Below are 21,794 nucleotides of genomic sequence, written 5' to 3'. Positions count from 1 at the left end.
TTAACGAGGGCTTGATTATAGTGAGACCAGTTTGTGATTTTGCTCATTGTTGTTGCACGGGCTAGTAGGATATAGATGATCTGATCACAGGCTGGCAAGATAGTTCAAACTTTTAGGAAACAACGCCGTATTGAAATTGAACTTCATCTATTGCGAGATCTAATTCCTTTAGAGTATTAATTTGTGCTTGGCTATTAATAATGGGGATTTCGTTTTTAGCATCGATAAACATCGGCGCTTTATTATGATCCGCCACACAAATTTTAATTAGTAAGGGAGACGCCTCTTTCGCATAACAAGTAAAAGTAAAAAACAACCCTGTACACAAAAATACTCTAGTAAAAAACAACATCACTGTCATAATAAGTTACTAATTTAGTTAAGCTTTAAATAGTGTAGATGGCAATTTAACTTTTTACAAAATTCCTTCGTGTTTCAGTAACCACTCTTTTCTTTCAAGGCCACCCGCATAGCCTGTGAGTTTACCGTTTGCGCCAATAATCCGATGGCACGGTACAATAATGCTAATCGGGTTTTTACCATTTGCAGCCCCCACTGCACGCACCGCTTTTGGGTTATTAATCGCAAGTGCAATATCTTGGTAGCTTTTGCTTTGACCAAACTCAACATCCATCAGCGCACGCCACACTTGCCTTTGAAAGTGGGTACCTTGGGTATCAAGGGGTACTGTAAAACGTGTACGCTCACCGTTAAAGTATTCATTAAGCTCACTTATACAAATTAAAATGGGTGTAAGGGTGTGCTCATCAACAACCTCTGTTTGCATTGCAACCACCGGATAAAAGCCAACGTAACTGACGCCTTTTGATGTACTTTGAATGGTAATATCGCCAATCGGGCTTGGCATTATAACTTGTTGCATACTCATAATTGTTGCCATAGTTGAAAAGTTAAATAAGAGCGAAATGGCGCGCAGTGCTCGCTATTAAATTCGCTTATTCCAGCGAGGGCTTTTTTAACCCCTAAGTCGCCCGCCAATAGAATATCGGGGTGGCTTTGACCGCGTAGTTTGGCGTAATTAACTGTCCACGGGCCAATACCTTTGAGCTCAAGCCAATTATCAAGCTCTTGATTATCTGGGTTTTGCTGACAATAAGCACTTAAACGCCTTAGCGCATCTTTGCGTGATTGTGGCATTTTAAAAAAATCGAGTTCAGAATTGGCAACCCAATCAGGGCTTGGAAAATAGTGGTTAGTACTTTGCTGATTAAATTCATTCACAAGCTGAGTTACGAGATTGTGAGCCGCAGTAACACTCACTTGCTGACCAAGAACCGCACGTATGCCCGCTTCATAGTCTGACCAAATTCCCGGCAAACGCAACCCAACACAAAGCGGCATTGCGCCTTTAAGCTCTGCATCTAAATGCTGTTCAATAGTGTGCGTGTCGGCGTCTAAATCAAGCACACGACGAATGTTATGGATCACTTGCTGTAAATAGCGGGTGTTATCGATATCAATAACCACTTTAAAATGATTTTTATGCTCAACAAAATGCGCTGTGAATTGCCCTTGGCAATATTTGTCTTTAAAAGTGCGTCCATAGCTTGTTGCGCTCAACCATTCTAAACCACTGATTAATCTGCGCTGCAAAAAATCATGGAGTGCTTGCCAGTTATAAGGCGGCCTAAATGCCAGTGTTAGAGTTAATGTTGAGGCTGGTTTTTTATCTGTCTTACGTAACTTTGAAGGGGCAATATTTAACTGCTTTAAAAAAGCATCATTAAAACGACGAATACTATTAAAGCCAGAAGCAAATGCGATATCTGCCACCGACAAATCTGTTTCTTGTAATAACTGTTTAGCAAAATTACATTGGTTAAATAATCGATATTGGGTGATCGAGAGTCCAAAGTGTTGGTTAAACAAACGGCGTAAATAGCGGCTCGACACGCCGAGTCTGTCGGCTAAAACCTCACAATCGTAGGCCTCGCCTTTATCAATCAGTTGTTTGGCGCGTAATGCGGTGGTTTTAGTACCTAACCAAGCAGGGCTATTCGGTGCGCTATCTGGGCGACAGCGAATACAGGGTCGAAAACCATCCTGCGCAGCCAAGTGCGCGTATTGGTAGTATTCAACGTTCTTTTCTTGTGCTGTTGGTGCGGGGCAAATGGGTCTGCAATAAATGCCAGTACTTTTTACCGCCACAAAAAACACCCCATCAAAGCGTGGGTCGCGGCTTTGCCTCGCAGTTTGCCATTGTTGGCTAGTCATAATTTTTCTCGTTACACGCTAATACCGTTAGCTTAACTGAATATTATTTTTTGACTAGCCAGTTTCGGACCTTAACTAATTAAACAGCTATTTAATTGCAGCTAAATATCGGCGCTCAACTTCCGGCCAATTGATCACTTCGTAAAATGCCGCAATATATTCAGGGCGACGATTTTGATACTTCAAGTAATATGCATGCTCCCACACATCTAGCCCTAAAATAGGTATGTGATTTTGCATAAGTGGACTATCTTGATTGAGGCTACTTTCAACAATCAATTGGTTATTTTCATCAACACATAACCACGCCCAGCCACTGCCAAAGCGACTTACCGCTGCATTCGTAAATTGCTCTTTAAATGCGTCAAAGCTGCCAAATGTATCAACAATGGCGGTGTTTAACTCTGCACTTGGCTCACCACCGCCGTTTGGTGTCATTATTTGCCAAAATAATGAATGATTATGGTGACCACCCACATGCTCTTGTACTGCTTTTTGTAAAGACTCAGGCATTGATGAAATAGTGCGTAGTAATGTTTCAGCATCTTGTTCAGAGTAATGGCTGCCCTCGAGTGCAGCATTCGCTTTATTGATATAGGTTTGATGATGCAAGGTGTGATGTATTTCCATGGTTTTCGCATCAATGTGCGGTTCAAGTGCATCATAGTCATAAGCTAAATCGGGTAATGTAAAAGGCATACTGATTCCTTATCGTTAATGTAATAACTGCGTTTTATGGGGATGGTCAGCTAATAGCTGGTTGATTCGGTTAATGAGTGTCGGAAATGCCGATGCCATGCTGGCAAACTTAACCAGTTCATAATAGGTTTTGTGATGATGGTGCAGCACCAAGATGCGGACCTGCTGCTCTGGGTGATTTAACAGCGCGCTTAATCGCTGATGAGCATGACAAAGCCAGGTGCAGGCTTTATCTGGTTTTTGCATTACCTTAAAGGTGTCGGCAAGATTCAAAGTGGCAACAACAAATGCTGCAATACAATGCTCTAACGAGCGTGTTACCGACTGGTTGATTGGGATATTAGAAAACTGTGCGAGTAGTGTTTCAGCGCAGCTGCTGGCAACCGTGTAATGATCACGCGCAGTAATGAGCTCACCAGATTCAAATGCTAAGTTGCCTTGATAAATTGCACTTTGCCAAGGGGCCAGCGCATCATCAATGGCGTTCGAAGTTAACGGTGTGTGGCCTGTTGTTTGAGTCATAAAAATCACCTGCACTTATACCAATCATTCTATGTGTATTTAAACTACACACAGAAAAGATCAAATGCAAATGATTTTTATTTATATTGTTATTTGTTAATTTTAAGCTATAACAACATTAGTTATTGATGCGCAAAGTCGATAAGCTCTTGGCCTGTTAGGCGGTAAATAATCCATTCGTTTTGCGGTTTAGCACCAATGCTGTCGTAAAAATCAATGGCTGGTTTATTCCAATCAAGTACCACCCACTCAAAACGACCACAGTCTTTTTCGAGTGCTTGCTTAGCTAGATATTGCATAATTTGCTTACCAGCACCTTTACCACGGCTATCTGCACTGACGTAAAGATCTTCTAAATACAAACCATTTTTGCCAAGCCATGTAGAGTAATTATAAAAATAAACTGCAAAACCAATTGGTGTGTCGCCCTCTAAACAAATAACACTGTGAGCTGTAGCACCTTCACTGAATAACGTTTTTAAAATAGCTTGCTCGTCTGTTTTAACTGCGTCAGGTTCTTTTTCGTAAATAGCAAGTTCGGTAATAAAATGTAGGATTGTTGCAGCATCACTTGCGACTGCCGGACGAATTGTAATTGCGTTACTCACTCTGTATTCCTTTTTTACATCATTATTGTAACGCCCAGTTTATAAGGGCTTTAGCATGGTGTAAACGCCCTTTACAGAAATACACGGCATTAAAAAGGGGCTACTAAAAGTTAGCCCCATATGCTTTATTTACTCATCGACTTATTTTATTTACTCATCGACTTATAAAGTACCGGAAGTACAAATAAAGTTAAAAAGGTAGCACTAACCAAGCCGCCAACAATAACCGTGGCAAGGGGCTTTTGTATTTCAGCCCCTATGCCAGTGCTAAGTAGCATTGGAATTAGCCCAAGCATTGAAGTAAGCGCAGTCATGAGTACGGGTCTAAGCCTTGAAACAGCGCCTTCAAATACTGCTTTGTCTTTGCTATCTCCCGCACTAATCCTTTGATTAATGCTTTCGACCATCACCACACCATTCAATACCGCAACACCAAATAGTGTAATAAACCCTACTGAGCTGGGTACAGACAAGTATTGCCCAGAGACATACAATGCAATCACTCCCCCAATCACAGCCAAAGGAACATTGACAAGAATAAGTACCACTTGCGATAGGTTACTAAAGGCAAAATACAGCAATAACGCAATGAGTAATAAGGCTACTGGCACTACTATCATCAGCCGCTGCTGTGCCCTTTGCTGGTTTTCGAACTGCCCACCAATGGCTACACTGTAACCACTTGGTAGCTGTATTTTATCGGCTATGGCAGCGCGTATATCGGCAACTACAGAGCCCATATCTCGCCCCTGCACATTCGCTTGAATAACCACCCGCCTTTGAACATCATCGCGACGAACTTGTGGAGCGCCAGACTCTATTTGTACATCGGCTACATCCCCCACCCTAACAATGGCACCCGCTGGGGTTCGCAGTCGAAGATCAGCGATCACATTTGGGTTTTGCCGAAAGCTTTTTGCTATACGCACATAAATATCATAGCGCTCATTGGCATTAATGATTTGCCCTGCAGATTGCCCGCCAATACCGTGCTGAACTACATCCATCAAATCAGACACCGATAAACCAAAGCGCGACAATGCCAAACGGTTAGGTTTAACTATCAGCTGCGCTTCACCGCCTATTTGCTCCATAGCAACATCTTTTGCACCAGATATTTGCTGAACTAGCTGCTCAATTTGTTGGCCTTTTTCAGTTAAAACGCCTAGGTCACTGCCGAATAATTTAATGGCCAATTGCGCTTTAACACCGGATAAAAGCTCATCGACTCGGGTTGCTATGGGCTGCGAAAAGTTAAACAAAAGCCCTGGGAACTGCTCAAGCTTGGCTTCCATTAGTTGCTGTAATTCGACCCGCGTTTTCGCGTTTACCCATTGCTCATGAGGTTTTAAGCCTAAATAGATTTCAATGTTATTAACCGGTTCAGGATCTCCCCCCACTTCAGCCCGACCGATTCGGCTCAGCGCATATTCCACCTCACTAAATTCAAGCAACATGGCTTCAAGCTTAGGCGCCACTGAGATTGCCGTATCGAGACTTGCTGATGGAGCAAGTGTCACACGTAGGTTAATAGTGCCTTCTTCAAGCTCTGGCACAAATTCAGTACCCAGCCTTGGTAGCATAACGGCCGCTACAATTAGTAATAACCCTGCTATCGCTAAAACGCTGCGTTTAGCCTGCAATGCTTTTTGTAAAGCCCGTTGATAAAGCATATCGATAGGTTTTAACAGAATACTTTTCTTTACTGTCACGCCCTTAGCAAATAAGTACACACACAGAGCTGGCACCACAACCAAGGCAACGAACACAGCACTAATAATCGCAAGCATAATACTTACAGCCATTGGCTGAAATAACTTCGCCTCAACGCCTTCAAAGCTAAACAGCGGTAAAAATACCGTTAGTATGATCAAAGAGGCAAAAAAGATAGGCCGTGCGACTTCTTTTGCAGCAATAGCCACCAGCTGCGAAGAAGGCTTATGTTGATTATGTTTAAGCCCTAAGTGCCTAAATACATTCTCAACCATCACAACAGAGCCATCTACCAGCATACCGATTGCAACAGCAATCCCACCTAACGACATTAAGTTTGCCGACAAGCCAAGCCATGCCATTACACTCAGTGCTAAGCCTATCGAGATAGGGATCGACAACAACACCAAAAATGTTGCCCTTAAATCCAACAAAAATAGCGCTAATACAATGATAATAAATACAAAAGCTAAAAGCAGTGCGTCAATAACCGTTTGTACCGCTTGGCTTATAAGCTCTGCTTGGTCGTAAATGGCTTTAAATTCAACCCCTTTTGGCAGTGCTTGATTTATCATCTCGACACGCGCGTTAATGCCATCAATCGTTTGCTTGGTATTAGCGCCCATTCGCTTGAGCACTATACCAGTCACCACTTCACCACGATTGACTATTTCGCCTTGTTCATTGCGTTTAGATAAGGTGACAGCGCCTTGGCGAATTTCACTACCAAGCTCAACATTCGCAACATCAGCCACTTGAACAACCGTCCCATCAATGGTTTTGATAGGTGTTTGTGCAATCTCAGCAAGCCCTTTTTCGCCTGGGGTAAACCAACCTGTACCACGAATAACAAGCTGCTCTTGACCACGGTTCATATACCAGCCACCCACATTACTGTTGTTAGCATCTAGTGCGTTACTAACATCTTGCTGTGTTAAGTCATAAGCAAGGAGCTTATTGGGGTTTATGTTCACTTGATACTGCTTTACCTCACCACCAAATGACAGAATATCGGTCACACCATCAATAGGTAATATAAGTAATTTAACCACCCAATCATTTAAACTACGCAATGCCATGCTATCTATGTTGGCATCTGGCTTTGCTTCAAGTAAATACTGATAGACTTGTCCAAGTCCTGATGTATTAGGGCCCATGGTTGGCATACCCACACCAGCTGGGATCAACTCTTTAGCAGACTGCAAACGTTCAAAAACCAGTTGCCTAGCAAAGTAAATATCGACACCTTCTTTAAACACCACAGTGACGCCCGATAACCCTGTTTTAGAAATAGAGCGTACCTGCTCTACATCGGGCAGCGCATACATAACCGCTTCTATCGGGTATGTGATCAGCTGCTCAACTTCTTCAGCCGCAAGCCCTGGCGCTTCGGTATTCACTGCAACTTGCACATTCGTCACATCAGGAAAGGCGTCTAAATTAAGTTTTGGGATCATAAATGCACTCACTGCAATCGCTGCAAGCAAGGCCAATACAACCAGTAAACGGTTCTTTATCACCGCCTCTATTAATAAATTAAACATATATCACCTCTAGTGGTTATGCGGATCAAATCCGCCTTTAGCTAGCTGTGATGCAATAAAAAAAGCACCTTGGGTGACAACTTCAAGCCCGGCTTTGATACCTAACACTTCGCGATAATCACCAAAACGTCTGCCAAGGGTTACTTCATGGGCAGCAAAGCCACCATCGTCATCAACGACAAATAACTGCCAGTCACCATCTGCACTCCGTGTTAATGCGTTTTCAGGTACGGCAAGTACCTCTTGGTCTGTTTCAAAATGAAAATACACATCCGCAAACATGCCTGGGTGCAAACTATGCTGGGTGTTTTTTACCTCGAGCCTAACAGTTCGTGAACGTGTTTGTTCATCAATGGTATGTGCTTCTTGAATAACCCTTGCTTGATAGCGATTGCCGTTAACTTCTAACAGCGCCGTAGAGCCATTACTGATAGTACGGTCTTGATTAGCTGAAAGCTGAGCAGCAACCCAAAGCGCAGATTCATCGGCTATTAGCATTAGCTCAATCCCCGAATCTACTCGCTGACCTTGGGCAAAGTTATCGGTTAAAACAGCCCCAGATGTTTGTGCAAACAAGGTGTATTCACCGAGTTTTTCTGGGCTTATGTGAGTGTTTGTACAATAGCTTGTTTTGATAAACCAAAGGCAACTAATCGGCTATAAGCCACTTCATACTCGGCTTTGGCAGTTAAGATTTGTTTTTCGCTGACTGTGCCTGCGGTCATTTTAGTAACGCGTTGCCACTCGGCTTCTGCTAATCTAAATTCTGTTTGCTGGCTAGCCACTTCGCCACTAAATAAAGTGACTAAAGAGTCTCCTTTATTTACATGCTGCCCTAATAAGGCATGGCGTTTTACAACGATAGAATCAACACGTGGTGACACCACATAACTGGCGTAGCCATTGGCTTTAATTTCGCCCGGTGCATACAAGGTTTGCTTGTGTTTTTTCAGTACAAGGCGCTCAACCTTAATATTAGCGAGTTGCTGTTGCTGCTCAGTTAAAATGACTTCATTAGCATGCTCAGCTTGCTCATTTTCTTGGTGGTTATGCGCTTGTTCTGTCGCATAAATATTTGTCACAGTCATATAGCATACGCACAGCAATGCATAACGCATAAAATTTCTTAAATACATAGAGTGTCTCTTACTTAAAATGGGCTAAGCCCAAAAAATCTAAAAAAGGGTTTTTGATTAAGTAAGAGCTAAAATAGGTGGGCGATGTAGCGGTGCTAAGTCAGCCGATTTGAAGTTGAAATCAAGTGATTCAATTTTAGCGAAATAAACATCAGTAGGTTCAGACAATTGCAGCGAATCAACAAACGCAGGGCTGTGACAAACATGACAATGGCCTTTCTCGGCTGAGTCAGACAACTGTTTGCTAAGCTCGGCATGCTCTGATTGATGTAACTGGTGATCGCCATTGGCTGCGCAATGGGCTTCAAGGTCAATTTCTTCTGATAACAGTACCGAGGTGTGATTAAACGCAGCATTATGATCGGCCACATCAAAGCTATCCAGCAGTGGCTGGAGCAATAATACGCTAATCAAAATAATAAATGCAGCTTTCACATTGAGCCTAAAAATTAGAACTAAAAATTGGTACAACGGCGCTAAATTAACAAATCCACCGGCATTTGAACAGTAAATTATAATCTGTACACGAACAATGCATTACAAACATTTCAATACCACGGCACGCATGGTATAAAAATAAAGCAAATCAATAACTCGGTATTTTTATGGGACACGGACACCACCACCATCATCACGATACAAATAACCAAAGCACCCGCCAACTCATGCTGGCAGTTGCAATCAATGTGTTATTAACTGTCGCTCAGGTGATTGGCGGCCTTGTTTCTGGCAGTTTATCGTTAATTGCTGATGCACTGCATAATTTAAGTGATGCCTCGTCGTTATTCATTGCCCTAATTGCCCGAAAAATTGGTGCCAAACCTGCCAATGATCGTTATCAATACGGTTATAAACGCGCTGAAATTTTAGCAACCTTATTTAATAGTTTAAGTTTAATTGTGATTGGTGGTTACTTAATTGTTGAAGCTATCTCCAACTATTTAAATCCTGAGCCCATTGATGGCTGGATCATCATCTGGGTTGCGGGTTTTGCGCTAGTTGTTGATCTTGTCACCGCTCTTTTAACTTACAAAGCAGGTGCTAAAGACAGCATGAATATTCGTGCTGCGTTTATACATAATGTGTCTGATGCATTAGCTTCAGTGGTGGTGATCATAGCAGGTACCTTAATTATTCTTTATCAATGGTATATTGTTGATTTAATTGCCACTATGCTGATTTCTTTGTATGTCATTTACCATGGTGTTTTGCTGTTAATAGCGAGCAGTAAAATATTGATGCAGGCAGCCCCTGATAATTTTGCTTTAACAGCAGCTATTACTGAGCTCAAAACCCAATTTGCAATTACTGATATTGATTATCTCAAAACGTGGCAAATAGACGATCATCACGTTCATTGCGAGCTAAAGTTTAGTGCCAAGCACAACATCAATAACGATGAAATACGTCACTTTTTGCATGATAACTTTGCAATTGAAAGCTGCACCATTGAACAAGTTTTAGTGTAAATGTTACGCGTTATCATTTACTATTCAGTTTTGTTTTAACAGCAAACTGAAGGAACAAACCTTGTTGAAGTTGTGGTTACGTCGTACGCATTTATTGCTTGCCTTAGTAAGCGGTTTATTTTTGATTTGTTTAAGTTTGACCGGTGCGTTGCTTATTTACGCAAAAGACATTCAATACCTTACTCAAAGCGATAAATGGACTGTAACACCAGCGGCTTCAGCACTTGATTTTGATAGCCTCATAAAACATGTTTCAGCTTCAACTAAACAACCGGTTACCCTGTTAATGCCTGAGCAGCGCAGTGATCTTGCCTGGCAATTACAGTTAGCTAATAACCGCTATGTCAGTGTTAACCCATACAATGGTCAAGTTCTACATGAGTACGATTACTACAGCACGATTTATGGTTTTACCATGGCTTTGCACCGCTGGTTGCTTTATGAAGATGCCGATAAGAACCGCCCGCTAAGAAATTGGGTTTCGGTATGTGCTCTAATACTCATTTTTGAGATTCTGCTCGGTTTTTATATTTGGGTTAAGCCAAAAAATCGTATTAAACGTTTGGCTATTAAGCGTAAAGCAAAATTCAGAGTGTTAATGTATCAGCTACATACCGTTCTGGGTGTGTATTTTTTAATTCCACTCATTTTAATTGCTTACACAGGTATGGCGTTTAACTGGAAGCCACAAACCAAAGCCGTATTAGAATTTGTGATGCAAGGTACAGTTGAAGATAGACCAAAACCACCAGCCGTTATTCCCCCTTTAGATGCTACGCCATTTCAAGTGCAAAAAGCGTTTGATAACGCACAAACTGTATTTCCTGAGGGTAAGTTGTTTAGAATTTATTTACCGAAAAAACCAACTGATAACATAGGTTTTAGAATAGAGAACCCGGGTGAAAGCCATGCTTATAGTTGGGTATGGGCGAACCCATATTCAGCAGATATTGTTGCAAGCTATGATGCCAGCCAAAGCTCATGGACCACGCAAACATGGAACTTTAAATATAAGTTTCATATTGGTGATTTTGCAGGCTCTATCGTGCAATTACTGTGGTTACTATTTGCTTTATCACCGTTGTTTTTCACGATTTCAGGTGTTTACTTTTGGTACAAACGGCATTACAAATAAACAACCATTACTAAACATACCATTCGCCATGAATAATGAGCTCAAAAATGCCTTTAACACCGAAATGATATTGGCTAAAACGAGTTATAAGAAAGCAGATTACACAACCGCTTTTTATCACTTAGAGCGGGCTCATATTCTCGGTCAAAGCTATATTATTCCGAACACTTACTCACATTGGTGGATGTGTAAAATTGGTTTTAAAACCCATAATACCAAGGAAATAATTGGTCAGTTTGTTCGTATGGCTGCTTCAATTGTATTTTCGCGTATTTGGGTACCACTCGGTAACACTGGCAGCACTAATGTTAGCCCTTTCAAACCAATGCCTATACCTGACGACTTAAAACGCTTTTTAAACTAGTGCCAGCTAAAAATACATCGTTCTTCTTGCTAAACCTAATAGCTATTTGCTTAATAACTAATTTAAAAAAGTAGGTACTAAACAACACTGTTAATTATTGCAAACAATTATCATTAGCCTTGCCTTTACACTTCTTTACATTTAGACTGCCGCACAATCACAAAATAAATACCGATTTAACAAGGACAAGCATGTTAAAAACCTCACTTACTCTGGTCGCTCTTGCAATTAGCGGCCAATCATTTGCTGATAATGCCATCAATAAAAAACTTACCGCAGAAGAAATGGAACACGTTGTTGTATCGGGCAGCCGTGTATTTGAAAGCATTGATGAAGTACCCGCTTCTGTCACGATTATTAGCCAAAAGCAAATTGAAGAGCATTTAAAAGTTAATCCAGAACTACAAAGCTTACTTGCGCAAATGGTACCTGGTCTTGCACCTGATACAGGTAGTTCGAGTAATACAGGTCAGAGTTTACGTGGCCGTGCACCACTTGTGATGATTGATGGTGTGCCACAATCTACACCACTCAGAAACGGTTCGTTAGGGGTCAAAACACTCGACCCAAGTGCCATTGCACGTATTGAAGTGATCAAAGGGGCTACCTCTGTTTATGGTAATGGTGCATCGGGCGGCATTATTAACTACATCACAAAGCAGGCTACAAGTGATGGTCAGCCTGAAGGTGAAATTAGCCTATCTTCACGCTTTAGTGCAGTAAAACTAGAAGAAAGCGCTGGTGCCCGTGTCTCCGCGGCAATTAATGGTCGTGCTGATAAAATTAGCTATTTATTCACCGCAAGTTACGAAGAAAATGGTGTTCAACGTGACGCAGAAGGCGATATTCTTGGCTTACAGTATGGTTTATCTGATGCAGTAACCGAAAACTACTTCACCAAACTAGGTTATGATTTTGACGATGAGAAGCAACTGCAATTTAGCTATAACTACTTTAGCTCTCAACAAAAAACCGATTTAGGTGACGTAGTTGGTAACCTAAACGATGGCGAAAAAACCTATGCCATTCATGTACCTAAAGAGCTGCAAAAGAAAGGTAAACCACAAGGCCCAGATGGTAACGAAAACATTACCTTAAAATACACAGACTATGCCCTGTTTACTAATACCCAAATGACGCTCGATCTTTACATGCAAGACATTGAGAACGTGTTTTTCTTTTCTACCAACCTAGCTAACCCAGACGAAGGCTACGAAGGCGGCCAATCAATTATTCGCTCTGAAAAGAAAGGGGCGCGCGCTACCTTTAATACCCTTGTAGATTTTGACAATGTTGAAGCTACCTTCATTTATGGCCTAGATGCACTGAATGATGTGACGTCTCAGCCACTTGTAGATGGCCGTGTTTGGGTACCAGAAATGGATATGGAAAGCCTTGCTGGCTTTTTACAAACAAAATGGGTTATCAATAATGATTTAGTTATTAAAGCGGGTGTGCGCCAAGAGAGCATTGATTTAACCGTTGATGACTATGAAACCTTAAAGCTTTGCCGCTCAGAAACACAGTGCTCAGTGCCGCTTAGTGTAAAGGGTGACACCATAGATTATGATGCAACCACTTATAATGTAGGTGTGAAATACAATTTACTTGAGGCCTTCAGCCCGTTTGCCAATTATTCACAAGGCTCTGATATCTCAGATATTGGCCGCCTATTACGTGCAGCAACGGTAAATGATATTGGCTTAATTCAAACAGAAGCATCAATCATCGATAACTATGAAATTGGTTTTACCTCACAGTTTGATGACTTACGTTTTGAATTTGCAGCCTATCGCAGTACATCAGAATTTGGCACCACGAATAGCTTTAATGAAGTAACTGGTGTGTATGAGCCGGTACGTGCACCGCAAGAGATTTGGGGTTACGAAACATTAGTTGATTATAAAATTAATCCAACTCTAAAACTGGTTGCAACTTACAGCTATGTTGAAGGTAAAAACACCGAAGACGACATTTACTTAGGTTCGCGCCAAATAAGCCCACCAAAAGGCACTGCTAACTTAAACTGGCAGCCTAATGATGAATTATCACTGACGGTGAGTTATTTATATGTGGGTTCACGCAAACGCTTTGAACCAAATACAGACGGCGATTATGTTGGCGACCAAGGGCCAATTAGCAGTTACAACCTGTTCAACCTAAGCGGCCGTTATAACTTTAGCGATAACTGGCAAGCGTTTATGGGTGTAGAAAATCTATTTAACAATGATTACTACCCTGCCCGTGCCCAGTCATACACCTACGGTGGCTATAACATTAAAGGTTTAGGTACCACTGTGACACTTGGTGCAACCTATAGTTTCTAAATTAAACTTTGTTTAGAACAACAAGCCCTTCTTAGTAAGGGCTTTTTTCATTTAAAAATAGAAACGATAAACTGTTCATTTATCAACCATTAACGCAAACTTAAACGAGAATCACAATCAATAGTAAACAACTGATTTACAAAGGAAAAAGTTTGCAATCTTGTTTTTATATACTACAATTACCGCAACTTGGAATTTGAGGACAGCATTATGAAAGGTAACCAAAAAGTCATAGATAGTTTTAACAAACTACTCGCAAACGAATTAGCTGCTATAGATCAATACTTTATTCATTCTCGTATGTATGACGATTGGGGCCTAAATAAGCTGTATGAGCGCCTTAACCACGAAATGGAAGAAGAAAAAGATCACGCTGATTGGTTGATCAAACGTATTCTGTTCTTAGAAGGCGTACCAAACATGACTAAGCGTCGTGACCTATTAATTGGCTCAGACGTAAAGAGCATGATGCAAAATGATTTAACACTTGAACTAGAAGTGGTTGACTGTGTTAAAGAAGCCATTGCTATCTGTGAACAAGAAAAAGACTATCAATCACGCGAAGTCCTTGAAAAGCTATTGTTTGATACAGAAGAAGATCATGTTTACTGGTTAGAACAACAGCTTGGTCTAATCGACAAAATTGGTAGCCAAAACTACCATCAATCTCAAATGGGCGAATAGAGGCTAATTGTATGAAAGGTGATAAAAGCGTCATTGCTGCACTTAATAAAGTATTAGCGAATGAATTAGTAGGTATTAACCAATACTTTTTACACGCTCGTATGTTTAAAGATTTTGGATTTTCAAAACTAGACAAAGCTGATTACAAAGTATCTATTCAAAAAATGAAAAACGCCGACCGTTTAATTGAGCGTATTTTGTTTTTAGAAGGTTTACCAAACTTACAAGATTTAGGCCGCCTACGTATAGGTGAAAACTCTGAAGAAATGATCGAAGCGAATATGAGCTTTGAACTTGATTCATTACCTGATCTGAAAGCGGCAATTAAACTTGCTGAAGAGAAAAAAGATTACATCAGCCGTGAAGCGCTAGATAACATCTTAAATGAGCAAGAAGAACAGATTGATTGGCTTGAAACACAGCAGCAGTTAATCAAAACCGCAGGGCTTGAGAATTACCTGCAATCTCAAATGTAATTTGCTAAAACTTAAAAAAGCAGCCTAGGCTGCTTTTTTTATGGCTGAAATTTGTGATTAATCGTCTTCGCGATCAATGATTGACACTTTATTACTTAAAATCAAAGAATTAGGAATTAAATGCACCGCTCCCTCGCCTTTAATTGTGATATAGCGCAAATTAAGGTCAATCACTGTGCCCTTTGAATTACTCACTTCAATGTAATTACCAAGCTTAATGGGTTTATAAAGCACAATCATGACACCTGCTACTAGGTTTGAAATAGCATCCTTCAACGCAAAACCCAAAGCAAAGCCTGTTAGGCCTAAACCGGCAACTAACGCGGCTACGTCAAAACCCAGTTTCGATAATGCCAGCACAATACCAATGAATAATAAAATAGCGCGCTGCGAGTTAGAAATCAGCCGGAAAGTTTCAAGAGCGGTTGAATCAAAGCGACGTTGAAACTGTTTAATAGCGCGGTCAATAATAAGGCTTGCTATATAAAAAGCAGCAAGCACTAAAAATGCTTGAATAAATTGGCTAGTCATAGAATTATCAGTTAAAAAATAAAGCCATCATAGGCTTAAAATTGTATGAGGCAAACTATTATTGCTTTTCAAACACACAAGACACGTCAGGTTTACTCAGTGTATAAGTGATAATGCCATTATCTTTAAAACGCAAATCTTCAGTTGTTGAACCGTTGTCGTCCTCATTATCACAGCGAAAGTAGCGCTTAGTTCTAACAATGCCATTTACAAAGTATTTTAACTTCGAACTGACAACACAATAGTTAGGAATTTTCTTCACCTGGGTTCCGTTATGTAAGTCACTAAAGTCGATCAATGTTCCTAACCTAAAGCCTTGCGTAGGCTCTTTTATCAATGCAAAGGATGCGTTTTGGCAAACCGCATCGCTATCCTCTTTTACTTTATAATTGCCTTGTTTATCTTTTATCAAAGCCAAAAACTGCGTTTTATTGCTTGGCTTTACATCAAGCAAAGCACTTGCATAAGACGATGTTGAAAACAAAAAAAACACTAAACAAAAGTAATATCTCATTGAAAATCCATAAACTTATAGACACTTAACTAGCATAGCATGCTGATTATGGTTGGTGAATTAATTACCTACTAGTTAATACGACTAAAACATGAAATTAGTTCTGTGATTTAACTTCTCATAGGAAACGAAGCTGTTTATATGCTATAAATTTTAAAGTGACATCTTTGGAGGGAATCTTATGAAATTAATCAAACTAATTACCTTAACGACATTTCTTGCTTTAACAAGCATGCAAAGCCTGGCGAGTGATGGCGAATGGAAATCGATTGCCGAGAAAAAGGTAAGCTACAAAAGCGAAACCGATACTGTTAACCCAATCACTAGCAGTCGTTACAGCCATATTAAAATTAAATGTACTCATGGCACAGTGAATCTTAAGAAAATTAAAGTTATTATGAATACCGGTGAAGAAAAGGTGTTTGATAACCTTGGTGTTTTAACCAAAGGAATGTCATCACGTAGCTTAAGTTTACCTGACAAAAACGACGCCAAACTCGATAAAATCAAACTTGAATATGAATCGGTAGGCAGCACAGCCCTGAGTATGGCAGGTGTAACCGAAAAAGCCGAAGTCGAAATTCTCGCGAAAAAAGCTAAGAAAGATGATTAAAGTTGCGAGTCAATGATGTTTGAGACCATGCACCTTAAGTAGCAGCAGCTTTATACTGCTACTTTTTAAATACAAACGCGCGAAACACGTTTCACGCCTACGAGTGCCCTTGTAGGTCGTCATTTATGGCGACAAAAACCGTGGAAATTTTCACATAGAATCGGCTTCAGCCGTGAACCTTTAGTGTTCAGCGTAAAAACGCCTCCCAAACGATGCGCTATTTAATAATTTTTGGCAATAAAAAAGGCCATGTTGCGCTTACAACATGGCCTTTTTGCATTGACACAACTTAGAAATCTAAGTTTGATAAAACTTCATCATCAACGTTATTAGACAAGGTCACTTTAAGCTTAGGGGTACGAGCCATTTCACGTTTAATCGCAAAATTAGCTTCTTCGTTACGCGCCCAACTACGACGAGCAATACCGTTGTTTACATCAAATAAGAGCATAGATTTCAAACGACGCTCGGCAGCTTCACTACCATCGAGTAGCATACCAAAACCGCCGTTGATCACTTCGCCCCAGCCAACACCGCCACCGTTGTGGATAGATACCCAAGTAGCACCGCGGAAACCATCACCAATTACATTGTGAATCGCCATATCTGCTGTGAAGCGGCTACCATCATAAATGTTTGATGTTTCACGGAAAGGTGAATCAGTACCACTTACATCATGGTGGTCACGCCCAAGAACAACCGGACCAATTTCGCCACGATTAATGGCATCATTAAACGCTTTAGCGATTTCAGCGCGGCCTTGTGCGTCTGCATAAAGAATACGAGCTTGCGAACCAACTACGAGCTTGTTCTGCTTCGCATCTTTGATCCACGTGATGTTGTCTTGCATTTGCTGTTGGATCTCTTCAGGCGAGTCTGCCATGATTTTATTTAAAACGTCTGCAGCAATCGCATCTGTTTTATCAAGATCTTCAGGTTTACCTGACGTACATACCCAGCGGAATGGGCCAAAACCGTAGTCAAAACACATTGGGCCAAGAATATCTTGTACATATGATGGGTATTTAAAATCAATACCGTTTTCAGCCATTACATCGCCACCAGCGCGTGATGCCTCTAGCAAGAACGCATTACCGTAATCAAAGAAGTAAGTTCCTTTTGCCGTGTGCTTGTTAACAGCATCGGCATGGCGCTTAAGCGTCGCTTGTACTTTTTCTTTAAATACTTCTGGCTCTTCACGAATTAAACGATTTGACTCTTCATAGCTGATATCAACCGGGTAGTAACCGCCTGACCAAGGGTTATGAAGTGAAGTTTGGTCTGAACCTAAGTGAATGAAAATATCTTCTGCTAAGAAGCTTTCCCATACATCAACCACGTTACCGATAAAGGCAATTGAAACCACTTCTTCATTTTGCTGTGCCGTACGTACACGCTCAACAAGCTCTGGCATGTTATCAATTAGCTCATCAACCCAACCTTGTTGATGACGCTTAATAGCCGCCTTAGGGTTAACCTCAGCACATACGGTGATACAGTTAGCAATGTTACCCGCTTTAGGCTGAGCACCACTCATACCGCCTAAACCAGCAGTTAAGAAGATCTTACCTTTTGGTGATTCGCCTTTTTCGAGCACTTTACGGAACGCATTCATTACCGTAATGGTTGTACCGTGAACAATACCTTGTGGGCCAATGTACATAAATGAACCCGCAGTCATTTGACCGTATTGGGTTACACCCAGTGCATTGAATTTTTCCCAGTCATCCGGCTTCGAATAGTTCGGGATCATCATACCGTTCGTTACAACCACGCGCGGTGCTTCAACTGATGATGGAAATAACCCCATAGGGTGACCCGAGTACATGTGTAGCGTTTGGTCTTCTTCCATTTCGCTTAAGTACTTCATAGTTAATAAGTACTGCGCCCAGTTTTGGAATACCGCACCGTTACCACCGTAAGTGATTAGCTCTTCAGGATGCTGTGCTACTGCAGGATCAAGGTTATTGTCGATCATTAACATGATCGCGGCAGCTTGTTCGCATTTAGCCGGGTAATCGCTAATTGAGCGCGCTTTAAGTTCATAGTTAGGCTTAAAGCGATACATGTAAATACGGCCAAATTGCTTAAGCTCAGCGGCAAATTCAGCGGCTAATTCTTTGTGCCATTCTTTAGGGAAATAACGCAATGCGTTACGAATAGCTAATTGCTTTTCGTCAGCCGATAAAATGTCTTTACGTTTTGGAGCACGGTTTGCATCACTTGGATACGGTTTTGGCTCTGGCAATACACTCGGGATACCTTGCTTAATTTGTTCTTGAAAAGTCATTGTTTGCTCCCTTAGTTAACTTTAAACGCTTGCGATTTAACAAGTTCTACCATGGCATCAATGTCTGGCTTCAGTAAGCGGTCTTCTTCTAGTTTGGCAACTTTGCTGCGAATGAGCGCAAAGTTTTCTTCGATGATGTCTGAACACTTGTTAGGACGTCTAAATTCGATTGCTTGCGCTGCATACATCAGCTCAATAGCAAAGATTTTATCAAGGTTACCTAAAATCTGGTTTAACTTACGACCAGAGATACTACCCATAGATACGTGATCTTCTTGCCCCATTGATGTTGGTACGCTGTCTGCTGATGGTGGGAAACACAATGATTTATTTTCTGTTACCAATGCCGCAGTCACATACTGCGGGATCATCATGCCAGAGTTTAAGCCACCCGATGTCGTTAACAAACGTGGTAAGCCGTGTAAGCCCTCAAGCAGTAAGTAACAACGACGATCAGCAATGTTACCAAGCTCTGCCGCTGCGATTGATGCGTAATCTAATACCATAGCAAGTGGTTGACCGTGGAAACCACCACCCGAAATGGCTTCTTCTTCGCTGATCACAATTGGGTTATCTGTTACAGAGTTCATTTCTGTTTCAGCAAGCTCTTTTAAATGGTAGTACGCGTTACGCGATGCACCATGAACTTGTGGAATACAACGTAATGAGTAAGGGTCTTGAACACGGTCACAATCAGTGTGTGAAGCCATGTTTTCAGAGCCTGCAAAAAAGCTACGCATACGTGCTGCAACTTCAACATTACCTTTAAAAGCACGAATTGCATGTAACTCCTCACGGAACGGTGATTCGCTACCTTGCATACCTTCAATGCTCATAGCACCTGCGATATCTGCAAGGTCTAATAAGTAACGCATTTTAGTAAGCGCAGTAATGGCATGCGATAAAATAAACTGAGTACCGTTAATTAATGCTAGGCCTTCTTTAGCATGTAAATCTAAAGGCGCTAAACCATGCTCTTTTAATACCTCTGCTGCTGGCTTGATTGTGTCGTTTACCCAAAACTCACCTTCACCTAAAAGAGGTAAGAATAAGTGTGATAACGGTGCTAAGTCGCCTGATGCGCCTACTGAGCCTTGCTCTGGAACAACTGGGATAATATCAAGTTCAATAAACTTAAGCATACGCTCAACAACGGTTAAACGAATACCTGAAAAACCTTGGCTTAATGCATGTACTTTGGTGATTAGCATCAGCTTTGAAATAGGTTTAGCGATTGGCTCACCCACACCAACAGCGTGTGTGATCAATAAGTTCTTTTGTAAAAGGTTAGTTTCTTCTGGAGAAATTTGTGTATCACATAATGGGCCAAAGCCCGTATTGATACCATAAATGGCTTTATCTGAGGCAGCCATTTTGTCTACGTTTTGGCGGCTTTTATTAATTTTATCAATTGCTTCTTGGCAAAGCTCTGCCTGTAACGTACCGGCTGCAATAGCATTAACGCTGTCTAACGTTAATTGGTCAACACCATACTTAAATGTCATTTATAACTCCTAAAGAACAGGATTAAGTTTTATTTAGTTGGAGTCTAGCTTGCTCTAGTTGTTTTACAAATGCATAATTATCGTTATTCATTCCAGATTTATCGAACTTAAAGAAGAGCTATGCAAGTTCATGACGTAGACCTGCGCTTATTGCGCGTTTTTGTAGCAATTGTTGAGTGTGGCGGGCTTTCAGCCGCAGAGTCACGTTTGAATATTGGCCGCTCCACCATCAGTGCGCATTTATCAGATTTAGAAGTAAGGCTTGGTATTAAATTATGTAAACGTGGCCGCAGTGGTTTTGAAATTACAGACGCTGGCGCCATCACTTATCAGGCATCGATAGAACTGCTTCAGCAATGCGAAGCCTTTGCTAATACCGTAGCAAGCTCTAAAAACGAGTTATCGGGACGTTTAAGTATTGCCATGATAGATACCATGGTCAGCGACCCGCGTTGTGCCATTCCCCGCGCGATAGCAAGATTAAAAGGCAAAGGTAAAAACATTCAGTTCGATATTAATGTGTGCGAGGCACGAGAGGTAGAAACCGCAGTAGCCAATGGCCGCTCGTTGGTGGGGATTGGTGTTAGCCGCCATCATATTCGCGGACTTAATTACACAGCCCTACATAACGAAACTAACTTTTTGTATTGCGCAGTCGGTCACCCATTATTTGAGTGTGAAGACAAACAAATAGATAAGCTCATTAAAGAAGCCGAAGTCATTACCAGTAACTACATGCGTGATAAAGAAAGCCGAAACGACGGTTTAAACTATCAAAATAGTGCTGTTGCTTATCATGATGAAGGTATTGCACATTTAATTTTATCGGGTGAGTTTATTGGTTATTTACCCGATCACTACGCACAGTTCTGGGTCGATAAAGGTATTTTTAAAGCTATTCAACCGAGTAAATATCACTACGATATTCCTGTGGTATTGATCACCTCAAAAACAAATGCCAGCTCGCCTTTAGCAAATGCCATGATTGACGAAATTAAGCGTTGTTACTCGGTCTAGTGTTTTTGTTTAAAGCTTTTTGCTCATTTATTAGCACAAGGCTAAACGCGATCATGGCAATGTTTGTAGTTACAGGGTTAAACGCTTCGATTAAAAGTGCGGGTTGTAAAACGGCAACAAACAGCGCTAGCCCAACTAAAGCAGCAATGTTGAGAATATTGATTAACATTGATCGATAAAAAATAAAAAACAGCACGGCAAATATAATTTCACCTATGCCAGCTGCTCGGGTGATGAGCGTTGAGATTTCAGCATTGAAGCCAAAACTGGCCGTCATTTTTAATTCAAGAGGAGCAATATGAATTAGTTTTGGCATCAGCCCATGATAAAGCCAACTAAAGCTGATAATAAATCTAGCTATTTGAATCGTTGTTAAATGCTTCATTAGACACGTTTGTTTTGTGTGCTCTGA

General features: G+C 41.1%; 23 protein-coding genes. 8 read left to right on the top strand and 15 right to left on the bottom strand.

All coding sequences use genetic code 11. From position 1 onward, the window contains the following. Positions 1-112: 112 nt before the first annotated feature. The 10 genes from L1266_RS16670 to L1266_RS16630 form a co-directional block, all read right to left on the bottom strand. Positions 113-361: a hypothetical protein gene (locus L1266_RS16670; protein ID WP_235377951.1), complete on the bottom strand. Its 249-nt coding sequence runs from the start codon at positions 359-361 to the stop codon at positions 113-115. Positions 362-415: 54 nt separating this feature from the next. Next, a complete protein-coding gene (locus tag L1266_RS16665) occupies positions 416-883 on the bottom strand; it encodes a methylated-DNA--[protein]-cysteine S-methyltransferase (RefSeq protein WP_054552235.1) in 468 nt (155 codons plus the stop codon). Between the two features lie 2 nt (positions 884-885). Next, positions 886-2,235 (bottom strand): DNA-3-methyladenine glycosylase 2 family protein, encoded by a 1,350-nt coding sequence (locus L1266_RS16660; protein ID WP_054552105.1) that lies wholly within the window; start codon positions 2,233-2,235, stop codon positions 886-888. A gap of 87 nt (positions 2,236-2,322) precedes the next feature. Next, the gene (locus L1266_RS16655; protein WP_054552104.1) at positions 2,323-2,934 is read right to left on the bottom strand and encodes a superoxide dismutase; all 612 of its coding nucleotides are present in this window, start codon (positions 2,932-2,934) and stop codon (positions 2,323-2,325) included. Positions 2,935-2,949: 15 nt separating this feature from the next. Next, positions 2,950-3,456, bottom strand: a complete 507-nt coding sequence (locus L1266_RS16650) for a hypothetical protein (RefSeq protein WP_054552103.1) — start codon at positions 3,454-3,456, stop codon at positions 2,950-2,952. Between the two features lie 122 nt (positions 3,457-3,578). Continuing rightward, positions 3,579-4,064 carry a GNAT family N-acetyltransferase gene (locus L1266_RS16645; protein ID WP_054552102.1) on the bottom strand — a complete coding sequence of 162 codons (486 nt, stop codon included), beginning with the start codon at positions 4,062-4,064 and terminating at the stop codon, positions 3,579-3,581. Positions 4,065-4,210: 146 nt separating this feature from the next. After that, the gene (locus L1266_RS16640; protein ID WP_054552101.1) at positions 4,211-7,321 is read right to left on the bottom strand and encodes an efflux RND transporter permease subunit; all 3,111 of its coding nucleotides are present in this window, start codon (positions 7,319-7,321) and stop codon (positions 4,211-4,213) included. A gap of 9 nt (positions 7,322-7,330) precedes the next feature. Then, a complete protein-coding gene (locus L1266_RS22325) occupies positions 7,331-7,897 on the bottom strand; it encodes an efflux RND transporter periplasmic adaptor subunit (RefSeq protein ID WP_268842781.1) in 567 nt (188 codons plus the stop codon). 26 nt (positions 7,898-7,923) lie between these two features. Further along, complete coding sequence (locus L1266_RS22320) at positions 7,924-8,457, bottom strand: efflux RND transporter periplasmic adaptor subunit (protein ID WP_268842780.1); 534 nt, start codon at positions 8,455-8,457, stop codon at positions 7,924-7,926. Positions 8,458-8,514: 57 nt separating this feature from the next. Further along, entirely contained in the window at positions 8,515-8,892 is a 378-nt protein-coding gene (locus L1266_RS16630) for a hypothetical protein (RefSeq protein ID WP_054552100.1), read from the bottom strand. A 170-nt stretch (positions 8,893-9,062) separates the two neighbouring features. On the opposite strand from L1266_RS16630, the gene L1266_RS16625 reads away from it, so the two are divergent. The 6 genes from L1266_RS16625 (at position 9,063) to bfr (L1266_RS16600) (ending at position 14,912) form a co-directional block, all read left to right on the top strand. Beyond that, positions 9,063-9,926 carry a cation diffusion facilitator family transporter gene (locus tag L1266_RS16625; protein ID WP_138617428.1) on the top strand — a complete coding sequence of 288 codons (864 nt, stop codon included), beginning with the start codon at positions 9,063-9,065 and terminating at the stop codon, positions 9,924-9,926. 64 nt (positions 9,927-9,990) lie between these two features. After that, positions 9,991-11,061: a PepSY-associated TM helix domain-containing protein gene (locus L1266_RS16620; protein ID WP_054552233.1), complete on the top strand. Its 1,071-nt coding sequence runs from the start codon at positions 9,991-9,993 to the stop codon at positions 11,059-11,061. A 28-nt stretch (positions 11,062-11,089) separates the two neighbouring features. Continuing rightward, on the top strand, positions 11,090-11,425 hold the full coding sequence (locus tag L1266_RS16615) for a DUF3703 domain-containing protein (protein ID WP_138617430.1): 336 nt from the start codon (positions 11,090-11,092) through the stop codon (positions 11,423-11,425). A gap of 191 nt (positions 11,426-11,616) precedes the next feature. Then, positions 11,617-13,752, top strand: a complete 2,136-nt coding sequence (locus L1266_RS16610; RefSeq protein WP_138617432.1) for a TonB-dependent receptor — start codon at positions 11,617-11,619, stop codon at positions 13,750-13,752. Between the two features lie 210 nt (positions 13,753-13,962). Next, positions 13,963-14,436 (top strand): bacterioferritin, encoded by a 474-nt coding sequence (bfr, locus tag L1266_RS16605; RefSeq protein WP_054552096.1) that lies wholly within the window; start codon positions 13,963-13,965, stop codon positions 14,434-14,436. Positions 14,437-14,447: 11 nt separating this feature from the next. Continuing rightward, a complete protein-coding gene (gene bfr, locus L1266_RS16600) occupies positions 14,448-14,912 on the top strand; it encodes a bacterioferritin (RefSeq protein ID WP_054552095.1) in 465 nt (154 codons plus the stop codon). 57 nt (positions 14,913-14,969) lie between these two features. On the opposite strand, the gene L1266_RS16595 is transcribed toward bfr (L1266_RS16600), so the two are convergent. Beyond that, positions 14,970-15,443, bottom strand: a complete 474-nt coding sequence (locus L1266_RS16595) for a mechanosensitive ion channel family protein (RefSeq protein ID WP_054552094.1) — start codon at positions 15,441-15,443, stop codon at positions 14,970-14,972. Positions 15,444-15,501: 58 nt separating this feature from the next. Then, positions 15,502-15,957: a hypothetical protein gene (locus tag L1266_RS16590; RefSeq protein WP_138617434.1), complete on the bottom strand. Its 456-nt coding sequence runs from the start codon at positions 15,955-15,957 to the stop codon at positions 15,502-15,504. Between the two features lie 181 nt (positions 15,958-16,138). Here L1266_RS16590 and L1266_RS16585 point away from each other — a divergent pair, with 181 nt between their 5' ends. Beyond that, positions 16,139-16,570: a hypothetical protein gene (locus tag L1266_RS16585; RefSeq protein ID WP_138617436.1), complete on the top strand. Its 432-nt coding sequence runs from the start codon at positions 16,139-16,141 to the stop codon at positions 16,568-16,570. A 289-nt stretch (positions 16,571-16,859) separates the two neighbouring features. On the opposite strand, the gene L1266_RS16580 is transcribed toward L1266_RS16585, so the two are convergent. Then, positions 16,860-18,860: a urocanate hydratase gene (locus L1266_RS16580; protein WP_054563828.1), complete on the bottom strand. Its 2,001-nt coding sequence runs from the start codon at positions 18,858-18,860 to the stop codon at positions 16,860-16,862. An 11-nt stretch (positions 18,861-18,871) separates the two neighbouring features. After that, a complete protein-coding gene (gene hutH / locus L1266_RS16575) occupies positions 18,872-20,365 on the bottom strand; it encodes a histidine ammonia-lyase (RefSeq protein ID WP_138599965.1) in 1,494 nt (497 codons plus the stop codon). 120 nt (positions 20,366-20,485) lie between these two features. On the opposite strand from hutH, the gene L1266_RS16570 reads away from it, so the two are divergent. Further along, a complete protein-coding gene (locus tag L1266_RS16570; RefSeq protein ID WP_054552089.1) occupies positions 20,486-21,382 on the top strand; it encodes a LysR family transcriptional regulator in 897 nt (298 codons plus the stop codon). On the opposite strand, the gene L1266_RS16565 is transcribed toward L1266_RS16570, so the two are convergent. Further along, positions 21,360-21,767: a DoxX-like family protein gene (locus L1266_RS16565; protein ID WP_235377950.1), complete on the bottom strand. Its 408-nt coding sequence runs from the start codon at positions 21,765-21,767 to the stop codon at positions 21,360-21,362. The two genes, L1266_RS16570 and L1266_RS16565, sit on opposite strands and share 23 nt — an antisense overlap. Positions 21,768-21,794 lie beyond the last annotated feature (27 nt).

It is taken from the genome of Pseudoalteromonas sp. Cn5-37 (assembly GCF_021532495.1).
In the GTDB taxonomy this organism is placed as follows: Bacteria; Pseudomonadota; Gammaproteobacteria; order Enterobacterales; family Alteromonadaceae; genus Pseudoalteromonas; species Pseudoalteromonas simplex.
This window is presented reverse-complemented; position numbering and strand designations above follow the sequence as displayed.